The 23,401-nt window shown below is 63.3% G+C and carries 24 protein-coding genes; 18 read left to right on the forward strand and 6 right to left on the reverse strand.

Going from position 1 to position 23,401, the window contains the following annotated elements:
* Positions 1–21 precede the first annotated feature (21 nt).
* Together M1D51_RS08215 and M1D51_RS08220 are read right to left on the reverse strand one after the other, a co-directional pair.
* Entirely contained in the window at positions 22–648 is a 627-nt protein-coding gene (locus M1D51_RS08215; protein ID WP_458109169.1) for an isochorismatase family protein, read from the reverse strand.
* Entirely contained in the window at positions 648–1,937 is a 1,290-nt protein-coding gene (locus tag M1D51_RS08220) for a nicotinate phosphoribosyltransferase (protein ID WP_216659964.1), read from the reverse strand. The genes M1D51_RS08215 and M1D51_RS08220 overlap by 1 nt, the downstream gene beginning before the upstream one ends.
* A gap of 76 nt (positions 1,938–2,013) precedes the next feature.
* On the opposite strand from M1D51_RS08220, the gene clpS reads away from it, so the two are divergent.
* The 6 genes from clpS (at position 2,014) to rdgB (ending at position 6,342) form a co-directional block, all read left to right on the forward strand.
* Complete coding sequence (gene clpS / locus M1D51_RS08225; RefSeq protein WP_458109170.1) at positions 2,014–2,376, forward strand: ATP-dependent Clp protease adapter ClpS; 363 nt, start codon at positions 2,014–2,016, stop codon at positions 2,374–2,376.
* A complete protein-coding gene (locus M1D51_RS08230; protein ID WP_458109171.1) occupies positions 2,369–2,935 on the forward strand; it encodes a DUF2017 domain-containing protein in 567 nt (188 codons plus the stop codon). Before clpS ends, M1D51_RS08230 begins: the two co-directional genes overlap by 8 nt.
* 103 nt (positions 2,936–3,038) lie before the next feature.
* Positions 3,039–4,070 (forward strand): glutamate racemase, encoded by a 1,032-nt coding sequence (gene murI / locus M1D51_RS08235; RefSeq protein ID WP_458109172.1) that lies wholly within the window; start codon positions 3,039–3,041, stop codon positions 4,068–4,070.
* Positions 4,067–4,864, forward strand: coding sequence for an MBL fold metallo-hydrolase (locus tag M1D51_RS08240; RefSeq protein WP_172324406.1), 798 nt, complete (start codon positions 4,067–4,069; stop codon positions 4,862–4,864). Before murI ends, M1D51_RS08240 begins: the two co-directional genes overlap by 4 nt.
* A gap of 60 nt (positions 4,865–4,924) precedes the next feature.
* On the forward strand, positions 4,925–5,683 hold the full coding sequence (gene rph, locus M1D51_RS08245) for a ribonuclease PH (protein ID WP_011775233.1): 759 nt from the start codon (positions 4,925–4,927) through the stop codon (positions 5,681–5,683).
* Positions 5,680–6,342 (forward strand): RdgB/HAM1 family non-canonical purine NTP pyrophosphatase, encoded by a 663-nt coding sequence (rdgB, locus tag M1D51_RS08250; protein WP_172324407.1) that lies wholly within the window; start codon positions 5,680–5,682, stop codon positions 6,340–6,342. The genes rph and rdgB overlap by 4 nt, the downstream gene beginning before the upstream one ends.
* Positions 6,343–6,444: 102 nt before the next feature.
* Here rdgB and M1D51_RS08255 read toward each other — a convergent pair whose 3' ends face one another.
* Positions 6,445–7,206 carry a DedA family protein gene (locus M1D51_RS08255; RefSeq protein ID WP_172324410.1) on the reverse strand — a complete coding sequence of 254 codons (762 nt, stop codon included), beginning with the start codon at positions 7,204–7,206 and terminating at the stop codon, positions 6,445–6,447.
* 134 nt (positions 7,207–7,340) lie between these two features.
* On the opposite strand from M1D51_RS08255, the gene M1D51_RS08260 reads away from it, so the two are divergent.
* The 5 genes from M1D51_RS08260 (at position 7,341) to M1D51_RS08280 (ending at position 11,116) form a co-directional block, all read left to right on the forward strand.
* Entirely contained in the window at positions 7,341–7,742 is a 402-nt protein-coding gene (locus tag M1D51_RS08260) for a GntR family transcriptional regulator (RefSeq protein WP_172324386.1), read from the forward strand.
* The gene (locus M1D51_RS08265) at positions 7,739–8,677 is read left to right on the forward strand and encodes an ABC transporter ATP-binding protein (protein ID WP_458109173.1); all 939 of its coding nucleotides are present in this window, start codon (positions 7,739–7,741) and stop codon (positions 8,675–8,677) included. Before M1D51_RS08260 ends, M1D51_RS08265 begins: the two co-directional genes overlap by 4 nt.
* Complete coding sequence (locus tag M1D51_RS08270) at positions 8,674–9,360, forward strand: hypothetical protein (RefSeq protein ID WP_172324384.1); 687 nt, start codon at positions 8,674–8,676, stop codon at positions 9,358–9,360. The genes M1D51_RS08265 and M1D51_RS08270 overlap by 4 nt, the downstream gene beginning before the upstream one ends.
* A 96-nt stretch (positions 9,361–9,456) precedes the next feature.
* Complete coding sequence (locus M1D51_RS08275) at positions 9,457–10,467, forward strand: exonuclease domain-containing protein (RefSeq protein ID WP_458109174.1); 1,011 nt, start codon at positions 9,457–9,459, stop codon at positions 10,465–10,467.
* A 79-nt stretch (positions 10,468–10,546) separates the two neighbouring features.
* Entirely contained in the window at positions 10,547–11,116 is a 570-nt protein-coding gene (locus M1D51_RS08280; protein ID WP_458109175.1) for a DUF4395 domain-containing protein, read from the forward strand.
* Positions 11,117–11,167: 51 nt separating this feature from the next.
* Here M1D51_RS08280 and M1D51_RS08285 read toward each other — a convergent pair whose 3' ends face one another.
* Positions 11,168–12,238: an ADP-ribosylglycohydrolase family protein gene (locus tag M1D51_RS08285; protein WP_458109176.1), complete on the reverse strand. Its 1,071-nt coding sequence runs from the start codon at positions 12,236–12,238 to the stop codon at positions 11,168–11,170.
* Between the two features lie 80 nt (positions 12,239–12,318).
* Between M1D51_RS08285 and M1D51_RS08290 the strand changes: the two genes are divergently transcribed.
* From M1D51_RS08290 to M1D51_RS08315, 6 genes are all read left to right on the forward strand, one after another.
* Positions 12,319–12,675, forward strand: a complete 357-nt coding sequence (locus M1D51_RS08290) for a YidH family protein (RefSeq protein ID WP_458109177.1) — start codon at positions 12,319–12,321, stop codon at positions 12,673–12,675.
* Between the two features lie 13 nt (positions 12,676–12,688).
* Entirely contained in the window at positions 12,689–13,039 is a 351-nt protein-coding gene (locus M1D51_RS08295) for a DUF202 domain-containing protein (RefSeq protein WP_458109178.1), read from the forward strand.
* 203 nt (positions 13,040–13,242) lie between these two features.
* The gene (locus tag M1D51_RS08300) at positions 13,243–14,190 is read left to right on the forward strand and encodes an aquaporin (protein WP_458109565.1); all 948 of its coding nucleotides are present in this window, start codon (positions 13,243–13,245) and stop codon (positions 14,188–14,190) included.
* A 73-nt stretch (positions 14,191–14,263) separates the two neighbouring features.
* Positions 14,264–15,436, forward strand: a complete 1,173-nt coding sequence (locus M1D51_RS08305) for an exonuclease SbcCD subunit D (protein ID WP_458109179.1) — start codon at positions 14,264–14,266, stop codon at positions 15,434–15,436.
* Complete coding sequence (locus M1D51_RS08310) at positions 15,433–18,462, forward strand: AAA family ATPase (RefSeq protein WP_458109180.1); 3,030 nt, start codon at positions 15,433–15,435, stop codon at positions 18,460–18,462. The genes M1D51_RS08305 and M1D51_RS08310 overlap by 4 nt, the downstream gene beginning before the upstream one ends.
* A gap of 86 nt (positions 18,463–18,548) precedes the next feature.
* Positions 18,549–19,907: an MFS transporter gene (locus M1D51_RS08315; RefSeq protein WP_458109181.1), complete on the forward strand. Its 1,359-nt coding sequence runs from the start codon at positions 18,549–18,551 to the stop codon at positions 19,905–19,907.
* Between the two features lie 9 nt (positions 19,908–19,916).
* Here M1D51_RS08315 and M1D51_RS08320 read toward each other — a convergent pair whose 3' ends face one another.
* Complete coding sequence (locus M1D51_RS08320; protein ID WP_458109182.1) at positions 19,917–20,879, reverse strand: AraC-like ligand-binding domain-containing protein; 963 nt, start codon at positions 20,877–20,879, stop codon at positions 19,917–19,919.
* A gap of 247 nt (positions 20,880–21,126) precedes the next feature.
* On the opposite strand from M1D51_RS08320, the gene M1D51_RS08325 reads away from it, so the two are divergent.
* The gene (locus M1D51_RS08325) at positions 21,127–22,602 is read left to right on the forward strand and encodes an APC family permease (RefSeq protein ID WP_458109183.1); all 1,476 of its coding nucleotides are present in this window, start codon (positions 21,127–21,129) and stop codon (positions 22,600–22,602) included.
* 9 nt (positions 22,603–22,611) lie between these two features.
* Here the strand turns inward: M1D51_RS08325 and M1D51_RS08330 are convergent, their stop codons facing one another.
* Positions 22,612–23,358, reverse strand: coding sequence for an IclR family transcriptional regulator (locus M1D51_RS08330; RefSeq protein ID WP_458109184.1), 747 nt, complete (start codon positions 23,356–23,358; stop codon positions 22,612–22,614).
* Positions 23,359–23,401 lie beyond the last annotated feature (43 nt).

A 23,401-nucleotide genomic window follows, 5' to 3' on the forward strand; every position in this document is an offset into this window, starting at 1 on the left:
CCTGCTGTCCAGCTGCCCGTGTCAGTCGCGTTCAACCTCGACGCCGGCTGCTTCCATCTCGTCGAGGGCCTCGCTGAGGTCTTCGGCAATTCCGGCGGTAAGCCCGGCGATGACGGTGGTGTTGTAGCCGGCCTGTACGGCATCGAGCGCCGTTGACTTCACGCAGTAGTCGGTGGCCAGCCCAACCACCACGACGTCTTCGACGTCATGGCTTTGCAGCCAGTCATCGAGTCCTATGGCATCCTCGTCGAGGACTTCGGCAACGGCGGCGCCGGCTTTCAGGTCTCCGGTAGGGACGTCGTCCTCGGGGGCGAGGACTCCTTCAAAGCCGGAGTAGGCCGCCGTGTATTGGCCCTTGCGGAAGTAGGCCTGGATGTACTCGGGATCGAGGTCTTCGTGCAGCTCCGCGCCTTTGGTCCGGGCACGGCAGTGCGGCGGCCAGGAATCCACCATGTCGGGGTCATCTGAAAAGTGGTCGCCTGGTTCGATGTGCCAATCCTGGGTGGCAACGATGTGGTCGAAGTGCTGTTGGTTGGCATCCACATATTCCGTGATGGCTCCGGCGATTGCTGCGCCACCCTCCACTGCCAGGGTGCCGCCCTCGCAGAAGTCGTTCTGGACATCGACGATGATCAGGGCGCGGGACATCAGTTCTCCTCGTAGATGGTGGGGATGGCGGCCTCGCCGCGCTGGAGGCGGTTCACGACCGCGGGCAGCTCGGCCATGGTGGCAGCATGCCTTTCCTTGGCGCGGATCACGCCTTCGGGGCCGGTCCAGCCAGGGAGTACCTCGCCGTTCTTGACGAATTGGTGCAGCAGGGCGCGGTCGTTGCCATCGTCTTCGGGACGGTGGCCGATCCCTACCACCTCCTGGGTGGCGCGGCCGTGTTCATTGAGTTTGCGGAGGGCGTATTTGCGGCCGCCCACGCTGGCTTTGTTCTTGGCGGCCTTGGCTACCGAAATGAACTCTCCGGAGTCGTTGGTGCGGCTGACGAGTTTGTAGACCATGCTGGCCGTCGGGGCGCCGGAGCCGGTCACCAGGGAGGTTCCAACGCCGTAGGAATCCACCGGGGCGGACTGCAGCGCAGCGATGGCGAACTCGTCGAGGTCCGAGGTCACCACGATCCTGGTGTTGACGTTGCCAAGGTCATCGAGCAACTGCCGCACCCATTGTGCCTGTGCAATGAGGTCGCCGGAATCCAGCCGGACCGCACCGAGCTTGTCGCCGGCGAGTTCGACGGCGGTGCGCACCGCGGTTTCGACGTCGTAGGTGTCCACCAGCAGTGATGTCCCTGGCCCGAACGTTGCGATCTGTGCTTCGAAGGCCTCCCGCTCGGTGTCATGGAGCAGGGTGAAGGAGTGGGCTGCCGTGCCGACTGTCTTGATGCCGTAACGGCGTCCGGCCTCCAGGTTGGAGGTGCTGGCGAAGCCGGCGATCACGGCGGCGCGCGCTGCCGCCGTCGCTGATTCCTCCTGGGTCCGCCGGGAGCCCATCTCGATGCAGGGCCGGGTGCCCGCCGCCGAGGTCATGCGCGAAGCGGCGGAGGCAATGGCGCTGTCATGGTTGAGGACGGACAGGATGTAGGTCTCCAATATGCAGGCTTCTGCGAACGTGGATTCCACAATCAGGATGGGGGAGTTGGGGAAGTAGGCGTCGCCCTCGGCATAGCCCCAGATGTCGCCGCTGAACTTGTAGTCGGCCAGGTAGTCCAGTGTTTCCTGGTTTACTACTTTGTTCTGCTCGAGGAAGGCGAGCTCGGCGTCGCCGAAGCGGAAGTCTGCGATCCCCTCCAGCAGGCGTCCCGTGCCGCCCACTACGCCATAGCGTCGTCCGTCCGGCAGCCGCCGGGCGAAGGCTTCGAAGACCGAACGACGATGCGCGGCGCCCGAATGCAAAGAGGCCTGCAGCATGGTCAGTTCGTAGTGGTCGGTGTACAAGGAAGTTGCGGGATGGTCCCAGGACGTGGCTCTACTCACGAATTCACTCTAGTGCGAGCCGCCATAGAATGGACAGATGAGCCCTAGCGTTGCGTACGGCACGGACATCGATGAACGGACCAAAGCTGCAGAGCAGTCCGCCACCGATGTCCTGAGCGCCCCTGATATCCCGTGGAACCTTGTGATCTGGAATGATCCCGTGAACCTGATGAGCTACGTGAGCTTTGTTTTCCAGAGTTACTTCGGCTATTCGGAGTCCAAAGCCCACAAGCTCATGATGGAGGTCCACAAGAAGGGCCGCTCCATCGTGGCTCATGGCAGCAAGGAACAGGTGGAGCAGCACGCGGTGGCCATGCATGGGTTTGGCCTGTGGGCCACTGTGGAGAAGGCCGCCAGCGGCAACGAAACACCCGGAAAGGGCGGCCGCCAGCGTGGCTAAGGCATTCAAGTACGGACTCAAGGGCATCACCGGATACCTCGAACCCGCCGAGCGCGACCTCCTGCGCGGGTTGCTGGATGACGTCATTTCCATGCTGGAGCAGGACGTGCGGGAAAACGAGGACCCTTTGGCGGCCCTCATCGGCTTGGACATGGATGTCAAGCAGCCCAGCGACCGTGCCCTGTTGCGGCTGCTGCCCAACGTCATGAAGGACGACGACGGCGGCTCGCTGGAATTCAGGCAACTCACCGAACGCTCAGTGCGGGAAAACAAGATCGGCGCACTGAAGGCTGCGGCCATGGGGTTGGACAAAGACGACCTGGTCCTGACCCCGGAAGATGCCACGCGGTGGTCCTTGGCGCTTAACGATGTCCGCCTTGTCCTCGCCGAACGCCTGGACATCCGGGATGAAGCGGATGCAGAACACATTCACAGCATGCAGGACTGGAGCCAGGCCGAAGACGTGGAAAGCTACCTGGCACTGGTTTACAACTTCACCACCTGGCTCCAGGAGTCCCTGGTGCAGGCCATGATGGCCGCAAGGCAGGCGAAATCCTGATCCAGACGGCCACGGAGTGCATCTGCCGTGTGACACATCAGACACGAGGCGGAGACCACAGGTAATGGCCGCACACCCAGGGAAGCCTTATTCTCGAATAATTATGACTTCAGCATCGGGTTCACCAAGCGGCGCCCTGGGCTCTGACGCCCCCATCAGCACGGGGGAACTTGTCGGGACGCGCCCGATCGGCATTTTCGACTCCGGCGTAGGTGGGTTGACTGTTGCGCGGTCCATCATCGACCAACTTCCCAACGAATCAATACTGTACGTCGGTGACACCGCCAACGGCCCCTACGGTCCGCTTCCCATCGCAGAGGTGCGTGCCAACGCCTTGGGTGTCATGGATGAGTTGGTGGACTCGGGTGTTAAGTTGTTGACCATCGCCTGCAACTCTGCGTCTGCGGCCGTGTTGCGGGATGCGCGGGAGCGGTACACGGCCCGCTACGGCATTCCGGTTATCGAAGTCATCCAGCCGGCTGTGCGCAGGGCCGTCTCTGCCACGCGTTCGGGCAGGATCGGCGTCATCGGAACCTCTGCAACGGTGGGATCGCGTGCCTATGAGGACACTTTTGCTGCCGCCCCCGATCTCAGCATCACCTCCGTGGCCTGCCCGGCGTTCGTGAATTTCGTCGAGGCGGGCATCACCACCGGCCCTGACTTGCTCGCTGCAGCCAACGAATACCTGGAACCGCTGAAGAAGGCCGGCGTGGACACAGTGGTTTTGGGATGCACCCACTATCCGCTGCTGACAGGTGTCATCTCCTTTGTCATGGGTGAGGACGTCACCTTGGTTTCCAGCGCCGAGGAGACCGCCAAGGACGTCTACCGGGCCTTGGCGAACCATGGCATCCAACGAACGGATCCCACCACGCCGAGCCACGAGTTCATTGCCACCGGAGACGCCGCCCAGTTCGAGACCCTGGCCCGGCGTTTCCTCGGACCGGAAGTTCTTTCCGTAAAGCACGTTGACCACGTAGCGGCCCAGTACCCCACCGGCAGCCTCGCCCGCATCACTCCCGAAATGCTGGAAGCGGCAAGGTCGGGAACAGGGTTGTCCCGGCGCTCGTACTTTGTGCAGCCGGACGCCACAGCGTACGGCCGTGCGGGCATGACCTTGGGGCGTGGACTGTGAAACTCACCATCGTAGGCTGTACAGGTTCATTCCCGGGTCCCGGCTCCCCGGCGTCGTGCTATCTGGTGACAGCGCATGACGGTGAGCGGGAGTGGAAGATCGTCATGGATCTGGGCAGCGGCGCCTTGGGCGCCATCCAGCGGTACACGGATCTTGAAGATATTGATGCGATCTTCCTGACGCACCTTCATCCCGATCACTGCATGGACTTGTGTGGACTCCATGTAGCTGTCCGGTGGAAGCCCGGCGGGTGGGGACGGGACCGGCTCCCGGTCTGGGGACCTGCTGCCACGGCAGACCGGATGGCCACAGCATATGGCTTGGACTTGGATCCGGGCATGCACGAGGAATTCGACTTCACCCACTGGGCCGAACGCCGGCCAGTCACCGTGGGTCCCTTCACGGTGACACCCTATGCCGTCAACCACCCGGTGGAAGAGGCCTATGCGTTGCGCGTCACGGCCACCGAACCCGGCAAGGATGGCGTGCCTGTCACGAAAATCCTGACCTACTCCGGTGACACCGATTCCTGCCAGGGCCTTGAGGACGCGGCCAAGGACTCGGACCTCTTCCTGTGCGAAGCAGCATTCGAGGAAGGACGCGACGACGACATCAAGGATGTCCACCTCACCGGCAAGCGGGCAGGCGAGGCGGCGACCAACGCTGCTGCCAAGAGGCTGCTCCTCACCCACATACCCGTCTGGACATCGCAAACCAAGGTCCTGTCCGAAGCAAAACCGGTATTCGCCGGCGACGTCGCCGTCGCAGTTGCCGGAGTCCACTACACCATCTAGCCGGGCGATCCAGACACGACCGGCGTCGGAAGGCGCCCGGGGCTTGGCTAAGCTTGAACCATGACTTCTGAAGCTACAGCCACACCCGTCATCCGCGCCGATGGCCGGACACCTGACCAACTGCGTCCCATCAGCATCACCCGCGGCTGGTCCAAGCAGGCCGAAGGTTCGGCGCTGATCGAGTTCGGCAACACCCGGGTCCTGTGCACAGCTTCCTTGACCGAGGGCGTGCCGCGCTGGCTCAAGGGCGAAGGCCGCGGCTGGGTCACTGCCGAGTACGCCATGCTTCCCCGCGCCACCAACACCCGATCCGACCGTGAGTCCGTCAAGGGCAAGATCGGCGGGCGCACACACGAGATCTCACGCCTGATCGGACGCTCTTTGCGATCCATCATCGACACCAAGGCGCTGGGTGAGAACACCATCGTCCTCGACTGCGACGTCCTGCAGGCTGACGGCGGCACCCGCACCGCTGCGATCACGGGCGCGTACGTGGCACTGGCCGAGGCCATCCGCTTCGCCCGGGAGAACAAGCTCATTGCCCGTAACGCGGAGCCGCTGGTGGACACCATTGCAGCCGTCTCCGTGGGGATCATTGACGGTGTGCCCATGTTGGATCTTCCCTATGTGGAGGACGTTCGGGCAGAGACGGACATGAACGTCGTAGTGACTGGATCAGGGAAGTTCGTAGAAGTCCAGGGCACTGCCGAAGGCGCCCCGTTCGACCGCGATGAACTCAACGCCCTGCTGGATCTCGCCCTGTTGGGCACCACCCAGTTGTCCGCGATCCAGCGCGAGACCCTGGCTGAGGCCCCGTGAGCGGCACACTGCCAGGCGATGCTCCGCGCCTTGTCCTCGCCACCCACAACAAGGGCAAGCTGAGGGAACTCCGGGAACTGCTGCGGGGCCAGGTTCCAGGACTCGACGTCGACACCCAAGTGGTGGACGCCGCTGCTGCAGGTGCCCCGGATGTTGCGGAAACCGGCGTCACCTTTGCCGAGAACTCGCTCCTCAAAGCCCGCGCAGTGGCAGAGGCGACGGGTCTGGTGGCTATTGCCGATGATTCCGGCCTGGCCGTTGACGTCCTGGGCGGAGCCCCCGGGATTTTCTCGGCGCGATGGTCCGGGACCCATGGAGACGACGTCGCCAACCTGAACCTGTTGCTTGCCCAGCTTTCTGATGTTCCGGACGCGTTCCGTGGAGCTGCGTTTGTCTGTGCTGCCGCCTTGGCTGTGCCGGGTTCCGATGGCATTGCCCATGAAACCGTGGAGTATGGCCAGCTTGAGGGGACGCTACTGCGTGAACCCAGGGGCGAGGGTGGCTTTGGCTACGACCCCGTGCTGCAGCCTGCCGGGATGGACCGCAGCTGTGCAGAACTGAGCCCGGAGGAGAAGAACGCCATCAGCCACCGTGGACAGGCGTTCCGGGCGCTGCTTCCGGCGATTGTCTCAGCGTTGTCCGGGGCCGGTTCAACGTAGGTTCTTCCCCGGCACCCAAAAAAGCACCCTGCCTGCGCAGGGTGCTTTTTTGGTGTACCAGCCTGTTGTCAGGCTTGTGCTTTTGAAGCTGTACGTGGCGCCTTAGTGCTCGCCGTGCTTGCCGCCCTCGTGCTCCTCGATGAACTCTTCGACGGGGTCGGTACCTTCCGCCGCTGCCTTGCGCTTGGCCACGAAGCCACGGCCGATCTCAATGAAGATGGGGATGACCGAGATCAGGACGATCACAATGAAGATGATGTCGATGTTGTTGCCAACCCACTCGAACTGGCCGAGCCATGCCCCGAGCAGGGTGACGCCGCCGCCCCAAAGGACGGCACCGATGACGTTGAAAAGGAAGAACTTGCGCTTATCCATCTGCGCGACGCCCACGATCACCGGCACAAACGTGCGGATGATGGGAACGAAGCGGGCCAGGATCAAAGCCTTGCCGCCGTGCTTTTCGAAGAACGCATGGGCGCTCTCCACATTTTCCTTCTTGAAAAGCCGTGAATCCGGCTTGTTGAAGATGGCCGGGCCGGCCTTGGAGCCTATGAGATAGCCGGTTTGATTGCCGATGATGGCTGCCACGATGATCATCCCGCACATGGCCCAGAGGTTGAATTCGATGGCGCCGGTGGAAACCAGCAGTCCGGCTGTGAACAGCATCGAGTCGCCCGGCAGGAAGAAGCCCACCAGGAGGCCTGTTTCTGCGAAAACAATGGCGCAGACAAGGAGGACCACCCAAGGCCCCAGCGGTGAATCGCGGAGGAAGACGTCGGGGTTCAACCAGTCCGGCAGGAACGAAGCCATGGAGGGCTGAACCGGTCCCGCACCCCCGATAGTGGTCACGGCAAGGTCGTTTATCGCAGAAAAGATCACCCAACAAGCCTACTTGACAGCCGTCGTCGTAATTTTCGGTGTGCGGGACCTCTTGACGCACGCTTCACCGCTTGTATGGTTAGTTACATGAGTAATGAACCAGTGAGGCGGTGGCGCTGATGATCGATGACAGCAAACCGATTTTCCTCCAGATCGCCGAACTCATTGAGAACGGGATCGTGGACGGCACCATGGCTGAAGAATCCCAGGTGCCCTCCACCAATGAGTTTGCTGCCTTCCATCGGATCAACCCGGCAACCGCAGCCAAGGGCGTCAACCTGTTGGTGGATTCCGGAATTCTTTACAAACGCAGGGGGATAGGGATGTTCGTAGCAACAGGAGCCCGCGCCCAGCTGATAGCGCGCCGCACTGAAGAGTTTGTGGAGCAGTACGTCAAGCCGCTGGCGCTGGAGGCCCGGAAACTGGGCATCTCGGCGGAGCAGCTGAACATCATGATCGAACGCACCTCCGGGCTTGCGCCGGAAACCGGGACAGACAAGGAAAGGAGCGCGGCCCTGTGAACGAGACCATCGTCGAGGCCCGTAACCTGATCAAGCACTACAAAGACCTCAACGCACTGGAGAACGTCAACCTGACTCTCTCGGCGAACCGTATCTACGGCCTGCTGGGCCGAAACGGCGCAGGCAAGACCACGCTGATGTCCATCCTCACCGCGCAGGCGTTCGCCACCTCCGGCGAAGCACTCGTCTTTGGCGCGAGCGCCTACGAGAACGACGCCGTACTGTCGCGGATCTGCTTTATCCGTGAATCGCAGAAATACCCGGACGACTTCCAACCGCAGCATGCCTTCCGCAGCGCTGCGCTCTTTTACAAGAACTGGGACCAGGACTTCGCAGACCGGTTGGCCGAAGACTTCCAACTTCCCGTCAAGCGCCGGATCAAGAAGCTCTCCCGGGGCCAGCTGTCCGCCGTCGGAGTGATCATTGGCCTGGCCTCGCGTGCCGAGCTGACGTTTTTCGATGAGCCGTATTTGGGTCTCGACGCCGTTGCCCGGCAATTGTTCTACGACCGCCTGGTGGAGGACTACGCAGAGCACCCCCGCACCATCATCCTTTCCTCCCACCTGATCGACGAGGTCGCAAACCTCTTGGAACACGTGGTGGTGATCGACCGGGGCCGGATCATCATGGATGCCGATGCCGAGGAAATCAGGGGTTCGGCCGTCACTGTTTCCGGTTCCGCCGAAAAAGTGGACGGCTTCCTGGCCGGGCGCAGGATCCTGCACCGGGAAACGCTGGGGTCCTTGGCCTCGGTGACCGTAGACGAGGCACTCGGAAGCCGGGAACGCGCCGAAGCAGCGGAACTGGGCCTGGAGTTGGCTCCCGTTTCGCTGCAGCAATTGGTGGTCCGTAAAACGATGGTCAGGCCGGATGGCGCCGGAAGTGGATCCATCGCCGGAGAATTCGCTGATGACACGTTGGAGGCAAGGCGATGAGCAGGACAATGGCAGTTGCCCGGATGCAACTGATCAACAAGTGGACGTACATCGGTTGGCCGCTGACCATTCTGGCCGCTTCCTTCCTGATGTCGCTGGCCATCTTCGCCTTGATTCCGGTGCAGGAAGGTAAGTACGGAGGGGGCAGCCAGGCTCCCATGTGGTACTTCCTGGTTTTGGGGATACAAAGCATGACGCTGGTATTTCCCTTCTCCCAAGGGCTGAGCATCAGTCGCAAGGCTTTCTATCTGGGGACGCTGGGACTCTTCTCCCTCATTGCCCTGGGGATGACAGGGCTCTACCTGCTGGGCGGTGTCATCGAAGGGGCCACCAACGGGTGGGGTGTCTACGGTTACTTCTTCAAGATCCCATGGGTGACAGATGGGCCCTGGTACTCCACCGCGGCGTTCTTCTTCATGGTGATGATGTTCATGTTCATCATTGGATTCTGGTTCGCCACCATCTTCAAGCGTTGGGGAACCACCGGAACCTTGATCTCAACCCTCGGGACCGGACTGGTCCTGATCGGGTTGGCCGCGCTGTCCACATTGTTCCAATGGTGGGGAGTGGTCGGGACCTGGTTTGCCCAGCAGACCCCCTTGAGCATCAGTGGTTGGGCAGCCCTGCTGTGCGTTGTCCTGGCCGCCGGCTCCTACGCCACACTGCGCAAAGCCACCCCCTAGGGGGAGGCATGTATCGTTCGCCACAATAACGGCCGGAAGGGCCGCCCCGCCGCGGAAATCGGCGGAGGCGGCCTTTTCCGGCTGTAATCTTGACCAGTGGCATTGGACTTTACGGCGATCGACTTTGAAACAGCCAACGGATTCCGGGGGTCGCCGTGTTCGGTAGGCCTTAGCAAGGTCCGCGGTGGAGTTGTGGTGGAAGAAGCCTCCTGGCTGATGCGCCCGCCGGCCAATCATGATCACTTCGAGTTCCACAACACCCGCATCCACGGCATCCGCGCTGACGATGTCGCCGGACTCCCGCGGTTCGGTGAACTCTTTCCGGAAATCGGGGCGTTTATCGGTGGTGACATCCTCGCGGCGCACAATGCAGCCTTCGACCTCGGCGTCATCCGTTCCGGTCTTGAAGTATCAGGCCTTGCCGGACCGGCCTATGACTACGTCTGCACGGTCATGCTGTCCCGTCGCTGCTACTCGTTGGTCTCCAACTCCTTGCCGTATGCCGCAGAAGAGGCCGGGGTACCCTTGGTCAACCACCACGACGCCGCCGAGGACGCGCGGGCCTGCGCCGGAATCCTGGTGGACATCGCCCGGCGGAACAATGCGAACAGCATCGCCGAACTCTATCTTTCCCTGGGCCTTGACCTGCCCCGCCAGCAGGCCTTCGATCCCACCCAAGGTCTTTCCAAAGCCACGCTGTCCGCACTCGCTGCCAGGACGGGAAGTGCCGCTGTTGGTGCGTCGGACCGCGCCGCTGGAGGTCCTTCCGGATGGTCAGCCTGGCCCGAGGAAGGGCCCAATCCCTTGCCGAATCCCGGCGCGGAGCCCGGGCACCCCTTGTTCGGACAGACAGTGGTTTTCACGGGGGATCTGGCGATCACCCGGCCCGAAGCCAAATCGAGGGCCGCGGACATGGGTGCCCGGCCGGAGAGCAGGGTGACGGCACGGACCACAGTGCTCATTGTTGGCGATGGCTTCGTTGCCGGGGACCTGCGCGCCGGACGGCTCACGGGGAAGGCCAAACGGGTTCTGGAACTGCACGCCAAAGGCCAGCAAATCGAAGTTGTCTCCGAGGGCGAATTCCTGCAAATGGTGGGCGGGGCCTGACCCCTGAGAGGGGGGCCGGAACGGTCACACTGCGCAACAATGCTTCCCGCCGGTTGAGCTGGGCTCCTAGCCTTGGGGAATGACCAAGCCTTCCCTTCGCCCGGCACCGCTTCGCCGGCAGTCGGACGCCCCTGAGCCGGCAGATCCATCCGCGCGCGGTGGACTGGATTGGCGCGCCGTTTTCGCGTTTCCCAACCCCGTGAACGAATATGCGGCCCGCATCACCGCCGGGCTCGTGCTGGTTCTGGCTGTCGCAACGCTGCTGACCGGCTGGGGTTGGGGCTTGGCGGCACTTGCTGCCGGTTTCTGGCTCCGCCTGCTGTTCGGCCCCCGGATCTCCCCGCTCGCACTGATCTCCGTCAAGGTTCTGGCGCCGCGGATCGGACACGTGAAGCTGGTTGCCGGTCCTCCCAAACGCTTCGCCCAAGGCCTGGGGGCCGCCATGACCAGTGCCGCCGTCGTGCTGTTCCTGATCGGCTACCAGCCGGCTGCCTGGGTCCTGCTGGCAGTCTTGATCGTTGCAGCCTCACTGGAGGCTTTCGTTGGCTTCTGCCTCGGTTGCGTCATCTTCGGTTTCCTGCAACGCCGTGGCCTGATTCCGGCCGATGTTTGCGAGGCCTGCAACAACATCGCGCTTCGCCGGGCGTGACGAATGACCAACGGATCCGCCAATAGTGACGGATCAGCCAGCGGTCACGGATCAGCCAGTGGTGACGGCGAGAAGCCTGTCTGCCATGCCATGGATGACCTCGGGCGCTTCCAAGGCTTCCAGCCACTGGGCCGGGAGGCATTGATCACCGTAGAAGGCCCCCAGGATATTTCCCGCGATGGATCCGGTGGAATCGCTGTCACCGCTGTGGTTGACGGCCACCGAAACCGCGTTGCGGAAATGGTCCGCGGGTGAGCCGCCGCTCGTGGCCAGCACGGCGTAGAGTCCGACGGCGAGTGCCTCTTCTGCGACCCAGCCCTCGCCGAGCGCTGCGGTGACCTCTTCAGGGTTCAGTGCGCTCGCCTGCTGCGACAGGGTCAGGGCGGCTTCCAGCCGCTCGCCAAGCTCGGGAGCCTTGGTAGGCACGCCGTTGACGTAGCCAAGCGCATCGGTTGCCGCTGTCCGCACATCGCTTCCGGCCACGATGTTGTGAATGAGCAAGCTAAAGGCTGCTGCGCTGAGCCGGGCTGAAGGGTGTCCATGCGTCAAGGAGGCAGCGTCCGAGCTCAGCTTGTAGACAGCCTCCCGGGAGATATGGGGGATCAGGCCGAAAGGGGCCGAGCGCATCACTGTGCCGCATCCCTTGGAATCAGGATTGACCGGGCGGGCCACCGTTCCCATCTCGCCCGTAGCCAGGCCGCTCAGGCAGGCATTGCCCGGTGCCCTGCGGTGCCGGAGGACTTCCTGGGTGTCGATCCAGCGGGGTTGCGGCACTGGTGCGGACGAGCCAACAGCGACGTCCTGGGTGTTGAGCCACCGCAGATAGGCCAACCACAGGCAGGCAATTTCATCTGCCGCCACCCCGTCGTTAGCCCACTCGAGGGCTTCCACCAGGCCGTCAACGGTGTACAACGTCATCTGGGTATCGTCCGAAAAGTGGCTGCCGCCGTCGAGTTGTCCAAAATCCGTCAAGCCGGCAGGGCCGAAGGTCGCGCGGATTGCTGCGATGGAATCGAACTCCACGGCGTAACCAAGGGAATCGCCCAATGCGCCACCCAAAAGTGAGCCGCGGACACGGGATTCGAAAGATGGCGCTACGGGGGAGGAAGGTTCAACACTCATGCCAGTAACTTACCGTGCCGTGAACGCCCGCTGGTAAGGTGGGGAAGCTGCCCGGCACCGATGAACACTGGAGAGACTGCGTGCGTGAACCTGCTTGGCGACGGACCGGCAAGACACCTGATTACAGGTTCTCGCTTGCCAATGAACGAACCTTCCTCGCGTGGATCCGTACCTCCCTGGCCCTCCTCGCCGGTGCGGTGGCCGTTGACCAATTGGCTCCCAACATCGCGCCGACTCCCGTCCGACTGGTCCTCTGCGTCTTGCTGGCACTGGTCGGAGCGGGACTGGCCGCGTTGTCTTACCGCAGGTGGGGACAGATGGAAGCGGCAATGCGCAACGACCAAGCACTTCCGTTCTCCCGCGTCATGTTGTTCATGACCATCGCGGTGGCCCTGGCAGCCTTCGCCTTCGCGGCGCTGATCCTGCTGGCCCGGTGATGGAGGGCATCCATTGAGTGCGGACGTCCGCGATCCCGGCCTCCAACCGGAACGCACAACCTTGGCCTGGCGCCGGACCCTGATCTCCTTAGTGGTTGTGGACCTCTTCATCTGGCGGAGCTGGCTGACGTCCGAACCCTCTCCCGGCCTCGTTGGCGCCGGCCTCCCGGGACTGGACTTCCAGGGCATTTGTGCGCTCATGGCAGCGGCCGCCACCATCGTCCTGGCTTCCGTGGTGTGGATTAGGTCACGCCAACTCCAGGCCGGAAACACTGCTGCTTCGGCCCGGTTGGTGCTGATCAGCACCGTGGCCGTCATCTGCCTTGGGGGAACGGCGATCGCGGCCATAGCTTTGGGCAGCTAAGCTCGGAGGCAGGATTCAGAACCCGGAGGCAGGATTCAGCAACCGCCCAGACTCGGCTGGCACAATGCTCAGGGGCTTTCGACCTCCAGCCCGGCGTCACCAGGTTATTGCCCGCCGGCGGCACAGAGCAGTAAGACAAGTGCGTGCAGAGCGCGCTGCGCGGCAAGGCCGCCTTCCAGACCAACCGTAAGGACACCTTCGACATGACCACTCCTGTACAGGCCGTTTCTGAACCTCAACCGGGGCTTCTTGCCCGGTTATCGGCTGAAGCGTTGGGATCGATGTTCATTGTGGTCGTAGCGGTGGGCGTCGGGATTTTCTCCAACCCCGGTGGTGCGCCGGTTCCTGTGGCTCTGGCCGCCGGGCTCACCGTGACAGTGGCCATGCTGGCCTTCGGCCATGTTTCCGGTGGTCACTTCAATCCGGCCATTACCCTGGGTAACCTGATTGCCGGCCGGATCAAGGCGATCGCCGCTGTCGCATATTTGGCGGCGCAGCTCATTGGCAGCGTTGTTGGTGCTGCGCTGGTCTACTTCGTGGTGACCACCGTCCCCGTCCTGACGAACGCCAGGGCTGCCTTCGACGTGGTGGCGCCTGGCTTCGGGGAGCATGCTGCGGCCCAAACGCAGATGGCAGGGGTCTTGATGGTTGAAATCCTTGGTTCTGCCTTGCTTGTTGCGGTTTTCCTGGGGGCGACGGCTGGTCGCCGGGCTGTTCCCGCCATGGCACCCTTCGCTGTGGGCCTTGCCATGGTGGTGCTGCTCCAGCTTGGCCAGGTCCTGGGCAACCTTCCGTTCAACCCCGCACGGGCAACGGCCCAGGCTTTCTTCAGTTCGACATGGGCCATTGAGGGCCTGTGGCTCTTCTGGGTGGCCCCATTGATGGGTGCGGCGCTTGCCGGGCTGGTCTTCCGTGGTTTCCAAGGCTTTACAGCTGCCAATGATGCCGACATCAGGGATGTGCGGACGGGCACCCATGACGGCGTCCACGATGACTTCGATACTGACCATGATCTTGCGGTGGACGCCCCCGACACTGCTGATGCCAAGGCCCAGGAGTCTTCTTCCGGGAAGAACACCGTCAGCCCCGCACCCGCCCCTGCTGCGGCAGCGGATGATGCCCGTGATTTCTTCGACGGCAAAAAGGGCTGACTGAGCAGAGAGGATCGACGGCGGACGGCTTGCCTGCGCTTTATTGTCGGTGCCCGGCGGTTAACTTGAGAATATGCGGTTACTTCACACTTCGGATTGGCATCTCGGCCGGTCATTTCACGGCGTTGGCATGCTTGAAGCCCAGCGCGATTTCGTGGACCAATTGGTGTCGGTTGTTCAGGCCAGGTCCGTTGACGTCGTCCTGATAGCAGGTGATGTCTATGACCGCGCGTTGCCGGGCCTGGACGTGGTGAAACTCCTCGACGATGCCCTGGTTCGTATCACCCAGGCAGGTGCCGCCGTGGTCTTGACCAGCGGCAACCACGACTCCGCCATCAGGTTGGGCTTCGCCTCCCGGCTGTTGGAACGAGGGGGAGTGCACCTTCGGACGCGGGTTGAGGACTTGGATGTACCGGTGGTCCTACCCCTGGGATCGGATAGCCGCAGCGGGGACGTGGCCATTTACGGCATCCCCTACTTGGAGCCCCGGTTGGTGGCTGAGCGGATGGGCGTCGATAACGCCAACCACTTTGATGTCACCTTGGCGGCTGTTGAACGGATCCGCCATGATGTGGAGCGGCGTCGGGAAACCGGACCGGTGCACCCTGTAGTCCTGGCCCACACATTCGCCAGCGGAGGCATTACCTCTGACAGCGAAAGGGACCTCAGTATCGGAGGACTGGGCGCCGTCCCGCTGGATCTCTTTGAGGACTTCGCCTACACCGCATTGGGTCACCTTCACGGGCGGCAGGAACTGGCCCCGAACGTTCGCTACTCAGGTTCACCCCTGGCCTATTCCTTCTCCGAAGCCAAACACCGCAAGGGTGCTTGGCTGGTTGACGTCGGCGCGGAGGGTGAAATCGGGGTTGAAGAGGTCTTGTGGGTGCCGCCCAGGGCATTGGCCATCCTGCGCGGCCCGCTGGATGACCTGCTGGGATCCGAAGAGCATGCATGGGCAGAAAATGCCTATTGCCAGATTACTTTGACCGATGCCCAACGCCCTGCCCAGGCGATGGAGAGGGTGCGCACCCGTTTCCCCGACACCCTGGTTCTCGCCTTCGATCCCGAAGGGGCGGGATCCCAGCTGAAAACCAGCTACAGCACCCGGCTCGCCGAAGCGGAAGACGACCTCGGAGTGTGCTGCGGCTTTTTGGAACATGTCCGTGGCCGTGGTTCAGGAGATGCCGAGGAAGCGGCGTTGAAGGAAGCACTGGAAGCTGTCAGGTTGGAGGAAGCAGAGCTGTGAGAATCCACCGTTTGGACATCGAAGCATTCGGTCCATTTGCCACGCCCCAGCACATCGACTTCGACCACCTGAGCGCACAAGGCCTCTTCCTCCTCAATGGCGCCACCGGTGCCGGGAAGACCAGCATCCTGGATGCCATTTGTTTCGCCCTCTACGGCTCCGTCCCCGGCGCCCGCCAGGAAGGCAAACGGCTGCGCAGTGATCACGCCGCTCCTGGCGCGGAACCCCGGGTGGTGTGCGAGTTCTCGGCGCGCGGACGTCGTTTTGAAGTGACCCGCTCACCTGCATGGGAGCGGCCCAGCAGCCGTGGCCGCAATGGTTTCACCACCCAGCAGGCCAAGACCCTGCTCCGCGAGCGGGTGAATGGAACCTGGGAAGAGAAGTCATCCCGAAATGACGAGGTAGGAGCTGAACTTTCCGACGTCCTGGGAATGGACCGGGAGCAATTCACCCGGGTGGTCATGCTGCCCCAGGGTGATTTTGCCGCCTTCCTCCGGTCCAAGGCAGGGGACCGCTTGGAACTCCTCCAGAAACTGTTCGGCACCCAACGCTTCGAAGCCGTTGAACGACACCTGGCACAGCAGGCCGCTGCAGCCGCCGGTGCCGTGCAGGAGAATACGGCGGAGCTGACCATGCTGCTGGACAGGGTTGCCGCAGAACGGCTGCAGCTGGGGGCGCATGGGGGAGGGCTCGCAGACTCAGAAGGTACCTCTGCCACCGTAACCGCTGGGCAAGAGCCCGAGGAATGGCTTGCCGAGGTCGAAGCCGAGGTAACAGCCGAGTGGCGGCGACGTCAGGACCAGGCCACGGAAGCGGAATCCTTGACCTCCCGTCTCGCAGGGGAATTCCAGGCAGCCCAGGACAAAGCGGCGCGCCACTTGCGTCTCGGCGCCGCCATGCAGCGCCGGATCTTGTTGGAGTTGGCAGCCCCCCGTGCAGATGAGAACAGGGAAAAGCTTGGCCGGCATCGGCGTGCTGCTGTTCTCAGCGGCCAGTTGGAAGCCGTGGATTCGGCAGCACGCAAGGTCCAGGCTGCCGCTGAGCTCGCCGCCGGTATTCGCACCCGGCTGGATGCGGCGGGTATAAACCCCGATAACCCCGCCACTTCCCTGGAGAGTGCCAAGGCAAGCTGCGCTGTGCTCGAGGCACGTCTTGCCGATGAGCAGCGCTTGGAAGGCATCGGAACACGCCTGTCCGCCAAACGCGCCGGGTCGGCTGAACATGCCGCTGCCGCGGAAGCGGCACGCTCCGGTCTGGACCAGCTTCGCGGTGACGCGGCTGAGGTGGCCTCGCAAATTACCCTCCTCGAACCGGTTGTTGAGAAGCTGGCCGAGCTGGAAAGGGAAGCAGCAGCGGCCACCGAACTGGTGGAGATCGTGGCCCGCCATGCTGCTGCCTCCGATGACTTGGAGGAAATCAGCGCGAAGCATCTCCGGGCCCGGTCCGCGTCCCAGGATGCCCGCCAGAAGTGGCTCGATATCAGGGAGATGCGCCTGGCCAATGCAGCGGGCGAGTTGGCAGCAGCCCTGGAAGAGGGCTCGCCGTGCGCCGTATGTGGCAGCAAGGAGCATCCGAATCCGGCTGCGGCAGTACGGTCCGCCCTCTCCCTGGCCCAGGAAGAGGAAGAGCTGAAGGACATTTTTGACGCCAGCGAGAAGGCCGTGGACAAGTTCGCCGAGCAAGTCTCCGCGGCAGCCCAGGTCCTCGCCGGGCTGGAAGCACAAGGGGGTGCAACAGACTCGGCCGACGCTCAGTCAAGGCGTAAGGAAGCCCGTCAGGCTCTCACCGAGGCCCGCGCAACCGCAGCGTCCCTGGAGACATTGCGCAGCCGGTACCAGTCCCTTAACCAGCGCATCGTCCTGGCCGAGGAAGAACTTTCCGGGTCGGTGGCCGCCGCGGCCCAGGCGGCTTCCGAGGCGGTGCTGCTCGAGGAACAGCGCACTGAGCTGGAGACTGACTTGGCTGGATTAAGGGCTGGATTCCCGAGCCTGCGCGAAAGGTTGGAGGCCCTGTCCGCTGACCGCGCGCTGCTGCAGGCGGCAGCGGACGCTGACCGGGAGGTCGAAAGTGCCGGACAATCGCAGGAGGAGGCCATCGCCTCCCTGGGCAGGGCCTTGCCGGGATCCGGGTTCGGATCTGCCGCGGAAGCGCGGCGCGAACTCCTGCCGCCAGCCGATGTCGTGGGGCTAGAGAAAGACCTCGCTGATTTCGACGCTGAATCATCCCGTCTCGACGAACTGTTTGCCGGTGAGGATCTGGTCCTGGCTGCGAAGGAAGCCAGCCTTGGCGAGCTGCCGTTGCCGGAGACTGAACTCGCGGCGTCTCAGCAGTTGGCTGCCGAGGCTGCGGACACATCACGGGCCGCCGCACTGGCCGCAGGCCTGGCCGAAAAGTCGGCTGAAGCAGTAGCGCGGTTCCGGAAGGAATACCTGGCACTCGCCCAGGCCGGCAAGGAGCCTCGGAACAAGGCCCGGATGCTGGCAGAGTTGGCGGACACCGTGAGGGGATCCGGTGATAACAGTTACCGGATGAGCCTTAATACGTACGTCCTGGCTGCCCGCCTCGAACAGGTGGCCATGGCCGCCTCTGAACGACTCGTTGCCATGAGCGACGGCCGTTACACCCTGCAGCACACTGATGCAAAGGCCGCACGGGGTGCAAAGTCAGGACTGGGGCTCGAAGTCGTGGATGAATGGACCGGCCAGCGCCGCGACACCTCCACACTGTCCGGCGGGGAATCCTTCATGGCCTCCTTGTCCCTTGCCCTCGGCTTGGCCGACGTTGTCCAGCAAGAGGCCGGCGGCGTGGACATTGAGACGCTGTTCGTCGATGAAGGCTTCGGTAGCCTCGACGAGCAAGCCCTGGAGCAAGTGATGGATGCTTTGGAGGGACTACGGAACGGCGGCAGGGTAGTTGGCTTGGTCAGCCATGTTGCGGAAATGAAACAACGCATCACCAGCCAGGTGCAGGTGGTAAAGGGCCGGCACGGGTCCACCGTCCGAATTGCCGAAGCGGTTCCTGTCTAGGACATATCCGATAGACTTAACCCGTTACACCGGGTCGCGCGCATCGGGAGGAGGGACGATGCGCATCCTTTAGCGAACCCGGATTAATGGAAAAATCTTCTGTAGTTTCACAGCAACTGTCTTCTCCGCCCTCACGCCCCTCGCGACTGCCCGGCCGTTTTGCGCGGCTTCCGGAATTGGCAGGACCCGGTTTCCTGCCTTTGGGCCTGTTTGCCCGGCTTCCACTGGCCATGCTTACTGTGGGGACTTTGACGCTGGTCACGGCCGTTAGCCAGTCCTACGCGATCGGTGGCATGGCTGCCGGAGCTGTTGGTATCGGTTCGGCCCTCGGCGCCCCCGTACTTGGCTCCTTGGCTGACCGTGCGGGGCAGCGGATCGTGCTCCTCGTCGCCGCTGTTATCAACGCCCTGGCTGTCGTTGGACTTCTCGCAGCGGCTTACCTTACCCCTGGCTATGGTTCGGCCGGGGATGCCGCCGGGGTCCTGATTGCTGCTTTCCTCGCAGGTGCCAGTTGTCCGCAGGTCGGTCCCATGGCAAGGGTCCGCTGGATGGCTTTGACTACCCGCAATCTTTCTCCCACGGTGGCCAACGGCAGCAGGAGCGTGGCATCAAACCGTGCAGACCTGGACACCGCGCTTTCCTACGAGGGCACCGCGGACGAGGTCACGTTCGTCCTTGGCCCGGCGTTGGTAGGTGTCCTGGCCAGCATGGTGGCTCCGTGGTTGCCTCTCGCACTGGCCGCTGTCATGACCATCACACTGGTACCGGCTTTCGCCGTCCATCCCAGCCAGCATGCCGTGGTTCCGGCACCCCGCAAGCCGGCTGCCGGCGTCGTGCCTTCAGATGGACAGGCGAGTCAGGGCGGTACTCGTCCTCATCGGTGGGCCGGAGCAGTGGTGGCCGTTCCCGTGGTGGCCATGGTCTGCATGGGTACCTTCTTCGGGGCGACGCAAAATGCGTTGAGCGCTTTCTCGGCCCAATATGCCACTGCCGAGATCGCGGGGCTCCTGTACGCGGTGATGGGCTTGAGCTCTGCCGTGGCTGCTTTGTCGGTCGCGTTCTGGCCGCAGCGGTTCAGCCTGGCCTCCCGTTGGGTTGCGGCCGCCTTGTTGATGTCAGCATTGTCACTCTTGCTACTTTTGCCCGGCGGTATTTGGCCCATGGTGTTTGTCCTGCTGATTCTGGGTATTCCCGTGGGGCCTGTGATGGTGACCGTGTTCAGCATTGGCGGCGTGTTGGCACCGGCGGGCCGTATGGCCACGGTCATGACGGCCCTCGCCAGCGGAATCGTGGCAGGTACTGCCTTGGGTGCCTACTTGGCCGGGCAGTTGGCTGAGACGCAGGGGCCTGGTGCAGCATTTGTGGTTTCCATGGTGGCCGCTGGAGGCCTGTTGCTGCTCGGTGTTGTGACATCGCTGGTGATGAAGGGCCGGCCCGGGTCCTAGCAGTTGTTGCTATACGCCTTCGCTGCGGTACCCGGTGGGGGAGTTCCCGAAAGCGGCCCGGAAGATCCTGCTGAAGTGTGCGGCGTCCGTGAACCCCCATCGTGCTGCAATGGCCGTGACAGGACGGTCAGCCAGGACCGGATCCCTGAGGTCGCGGCGGCACCGTTCGAGTCGCCGCTGCCGGATGGAGGAAGCCACGGTGGTGCCGATTTCCTGGAAAAGATCGTGCAGGTGCCGCGTGGAGATGTAGTGCGCTGTGGCGATGCTTCCCGGCGAGAGCCCAGGGTCGCCAAGGTTGGCCTCGATGTAGTCGTGGATCCGGCCCAACAACAGCAGATGCGGGTCCCGGCCGGCCTCAATCAGATGGTCCAGTTCCCCGTTGAAGAGCGTGGTCACCAGATCCAGGGCATTGTGGACCAGGCGGAGGCCGTTGGTGCCTGAGAGCGCTTCAAGGTTGTCGGCCAGCTTCACCAGGAAGGGACTGATGAGCTCGCCGAGGCCCTCGTCACCTGGAATGCGCAAGGCGGTGACATGGCCCATGGCCTCGGCCGGAAGGTCCAGCAAGACATGCGGGAACATCAGCACCAGGGTGCGGAAGTCGTCGTCGAAGGTCAGCTGGTAGGGGCGGGACGTGTCGTAAATGGAGAGGTCACCCGGACGCAGCACTGCCTCGCGTTCATCCTGAACCAGGCGACCGGACCCAGCGAGCTGGATGCTCAGTTTGAAGAAGCGCCCGGTGGACTTGGCAATGAGCTCCGGGGTCCGCAGGACCGTATGGGGTCCGGCGGTCACCTCCACCACGGAAATCTGCCCCAGGACGCGGGCTCGCATGGTTCCGTGGAACGTCGCGTTCCTGGGCCCTGTTGCCAAAAGGGGAACGAAGGAAGAGGAGATGGCCCGGCTCCACTCCTGGAAGGACCCGGCCACGATGGTTTGCACGGTAGTGGGACCCGTATCAGCCGCGACTGTCATCGAACTCCCTTTCAACGGCCCATGGCGCCACAGAACTTCTGATTGGTTCCCGACCAGGAAACCGTTGGGACAGACGTGAGCTTGCCCACGATTCTACACCGGCGCGTCAGCCCCGAAGGTGCGTGCGTCCTCCGACAAACACCCTGCCGTGTGAGACAAGTCACGCCGTGCTCCTGCGGTGGAAGATTGCGGAATGACCGACACCGTGCCGCGCAGATCTCCCGTGGCACCGAGGCAGGAGCACACTATGAGCGTGGACAACCCCGTCAAGGGCAGGACGGCCGGACCTGCACACACCAAGGGACTTCTTGGCGTACCGGCAGTGACCTTCATGATTATTGCGGCTTCAGCGCCGCTGACCGTCCTGGCGGGCGGAGTGACCACGACGTTCGCAGTCACGGGGGTGGTGGGAGTGCCGCTGTCCTTCCTGATCCTCGGCGGAATCCTGGCACTGTTCGCCGTGGGCTATGCGGCAATGAGCCGTTACGTCACCAACGCAGGAGCCTTCTACGCGTACATCGCACAGGGTATTTCCAGGCCGGCCGGCGTTGGGGCGTCACTCATTGCGCTGATGGCCTACAACCTGATGCAGGTAGGCATCTACGGGCTGTTTGGGTTTACCGTGTCCTCACTCCTTTCCGCGCGCCTGGGCATCAGTGTCCCGTGGTGGATACCGGTGCTGGTCTGCATCGCCATCGTGGGGTGGCTGGGAGTCAACCGCGTGGACCTCTCTGCCAAGGTGCTTGGCATCCTTGTGGCACTGGAGTTCCTGGTGGTCATTGTCTACGACATCATCAGCCTTGCCGTTGCCCCTGAAGGTATCAGCGCAGCAGCCTTCAGCCCCGAGAGCCTGTTCGTCCCCGGCATTGGGGCCGTGCTCTCGTTCGGCATCGCGGCGTTCATGGGCTTTGAGTCCGCAGCCATCTACGGTGAGGAGTCCAAAGACCCCAAGCGAACGGTTGCCAGGGCGACGTTCGCAGCCGTGGGAATCATCGCCGTGTTCTATGCGGTCTCCGCTTGGGCCATGACCGTGGGTGCAGGTCCCTCAGCCGTCATCGAGTCAGCAGCTGCCAACGGGCCGGACATGATGTTCGCGTTCCTGGGCGCCAATGGAGGGGTGCTGCTCAGTGACATCGCCCAGGTCCTCTTCGTCACCAGCCTGTTCGCCGCGCTGGTCAGCTTCCACAACGCCGTGGCCCGCTACTTCTTTTCCCTGGGCCGCGAGCGTGTCCTGCCAGCGGCGCTCGCCAAAGTCCGGCAGGGAAGTGGAGCGCCCTTCGCGGGATCGTTGGCGCAGTCGGTGATCGCCGTCGTCGTCACGCTGGGCTTCGCCGTGGCAGGCGCAGGTTCCGAGCTCGGCGAACTGTACCCGGTCCTGACCATGTTCACGTGGCTGACCAACAGTGGCGCCTTGGGGCTGGTCCTGTTGATGACCGTCGTGTCGGTGGCCGTGATTGGCTTCTTCCGGCGTAACCAGCACGGAACCAGCCTGTGGGTCCGGGTGATCGCACCGATGCTGGGCTTCGTGCTCCTCGCAGTGGTCCTGGTGCTGATCCTGGCCAACTTCAACGTCTTGCTCGGCCAAACAGAATCCACCGCAGCATCCTTCGTCCTCCCCGCGCTGGTGCTGTTGCCCGGGGTGGTGGGTGTCCTCTGGGGCCTGCGGCTCAGGAGCTCGCAGCCAGCCCTTTATGCCAGGATCGGGCACGGTTCCGAGGACTAGGGAGGAAGTTCAGGCGAGCTGGCTCTCGATGCGTGCAGCGCTCGCGGCCAGTGCCTGTCCCACGGCGTCGGCGTCCTGGTCCAATCGGATGTAAACGACGGCGATGGCGGCCGGCCGTCCACCCGGAACCTTGATGGGGGCGGCAATGGAGGACAGCCCGGCAATCACTTCGTCATGGCTGGTGGCATAGCCAAGGCGGCGCGCCTCGTGGGCTTCGGGGCGGTAGGGGTTGCCGGCGCCAACCTGCTGCCAGCGTTCCTCGGTCATGGTGGACTGGATGGCTATTCCGGGAGCGCCGGTGCTGACCGGGTGGCGGCTTCCGGGGTGTTGGGCCAGCGCGGCGCCGGAGTGCCGTGGCTCCACGGTGACCAGCGTGACGCATTCCTGGTGGTCCCAGACCGCGACGAACGCCGTCATGTGCAGGGAATTGGCAAGCTGCGTGAGCTCGGGCAGCGCTGCGGTTTGAAGGTTCCGGGAGACGCCGCTGGCAAGGACTGCCAATCCCGGGCCAGGCTGAACCCGCCCTGAGTCGTCGCGCACCAGGAGTGAATGGTCTTCCAGTGTCCGAAGGATCCGGTAGGCCACAGAGCGGTGCACCCCGAGGGCCTCGGTGAGCTCGGCAATGGTGAGGGGGCGCTCGGCGGCTGCGAGGATCTCCAGGGCGCGGATTCCCCGTGACAAGGTTTGCGACGGCGGAGCCTGCGTTGCCGCTTCCGGTGAAGGCTGGATATCGCTGCGGGGATTCATGCGAACCATCCTATGTTGGAGCGAAGTTCCCAGGGGCTGTGCTTTGGGTCAC

This window comes from Arthrobacter sp. R3-55, from assembly GCF_054161505.1.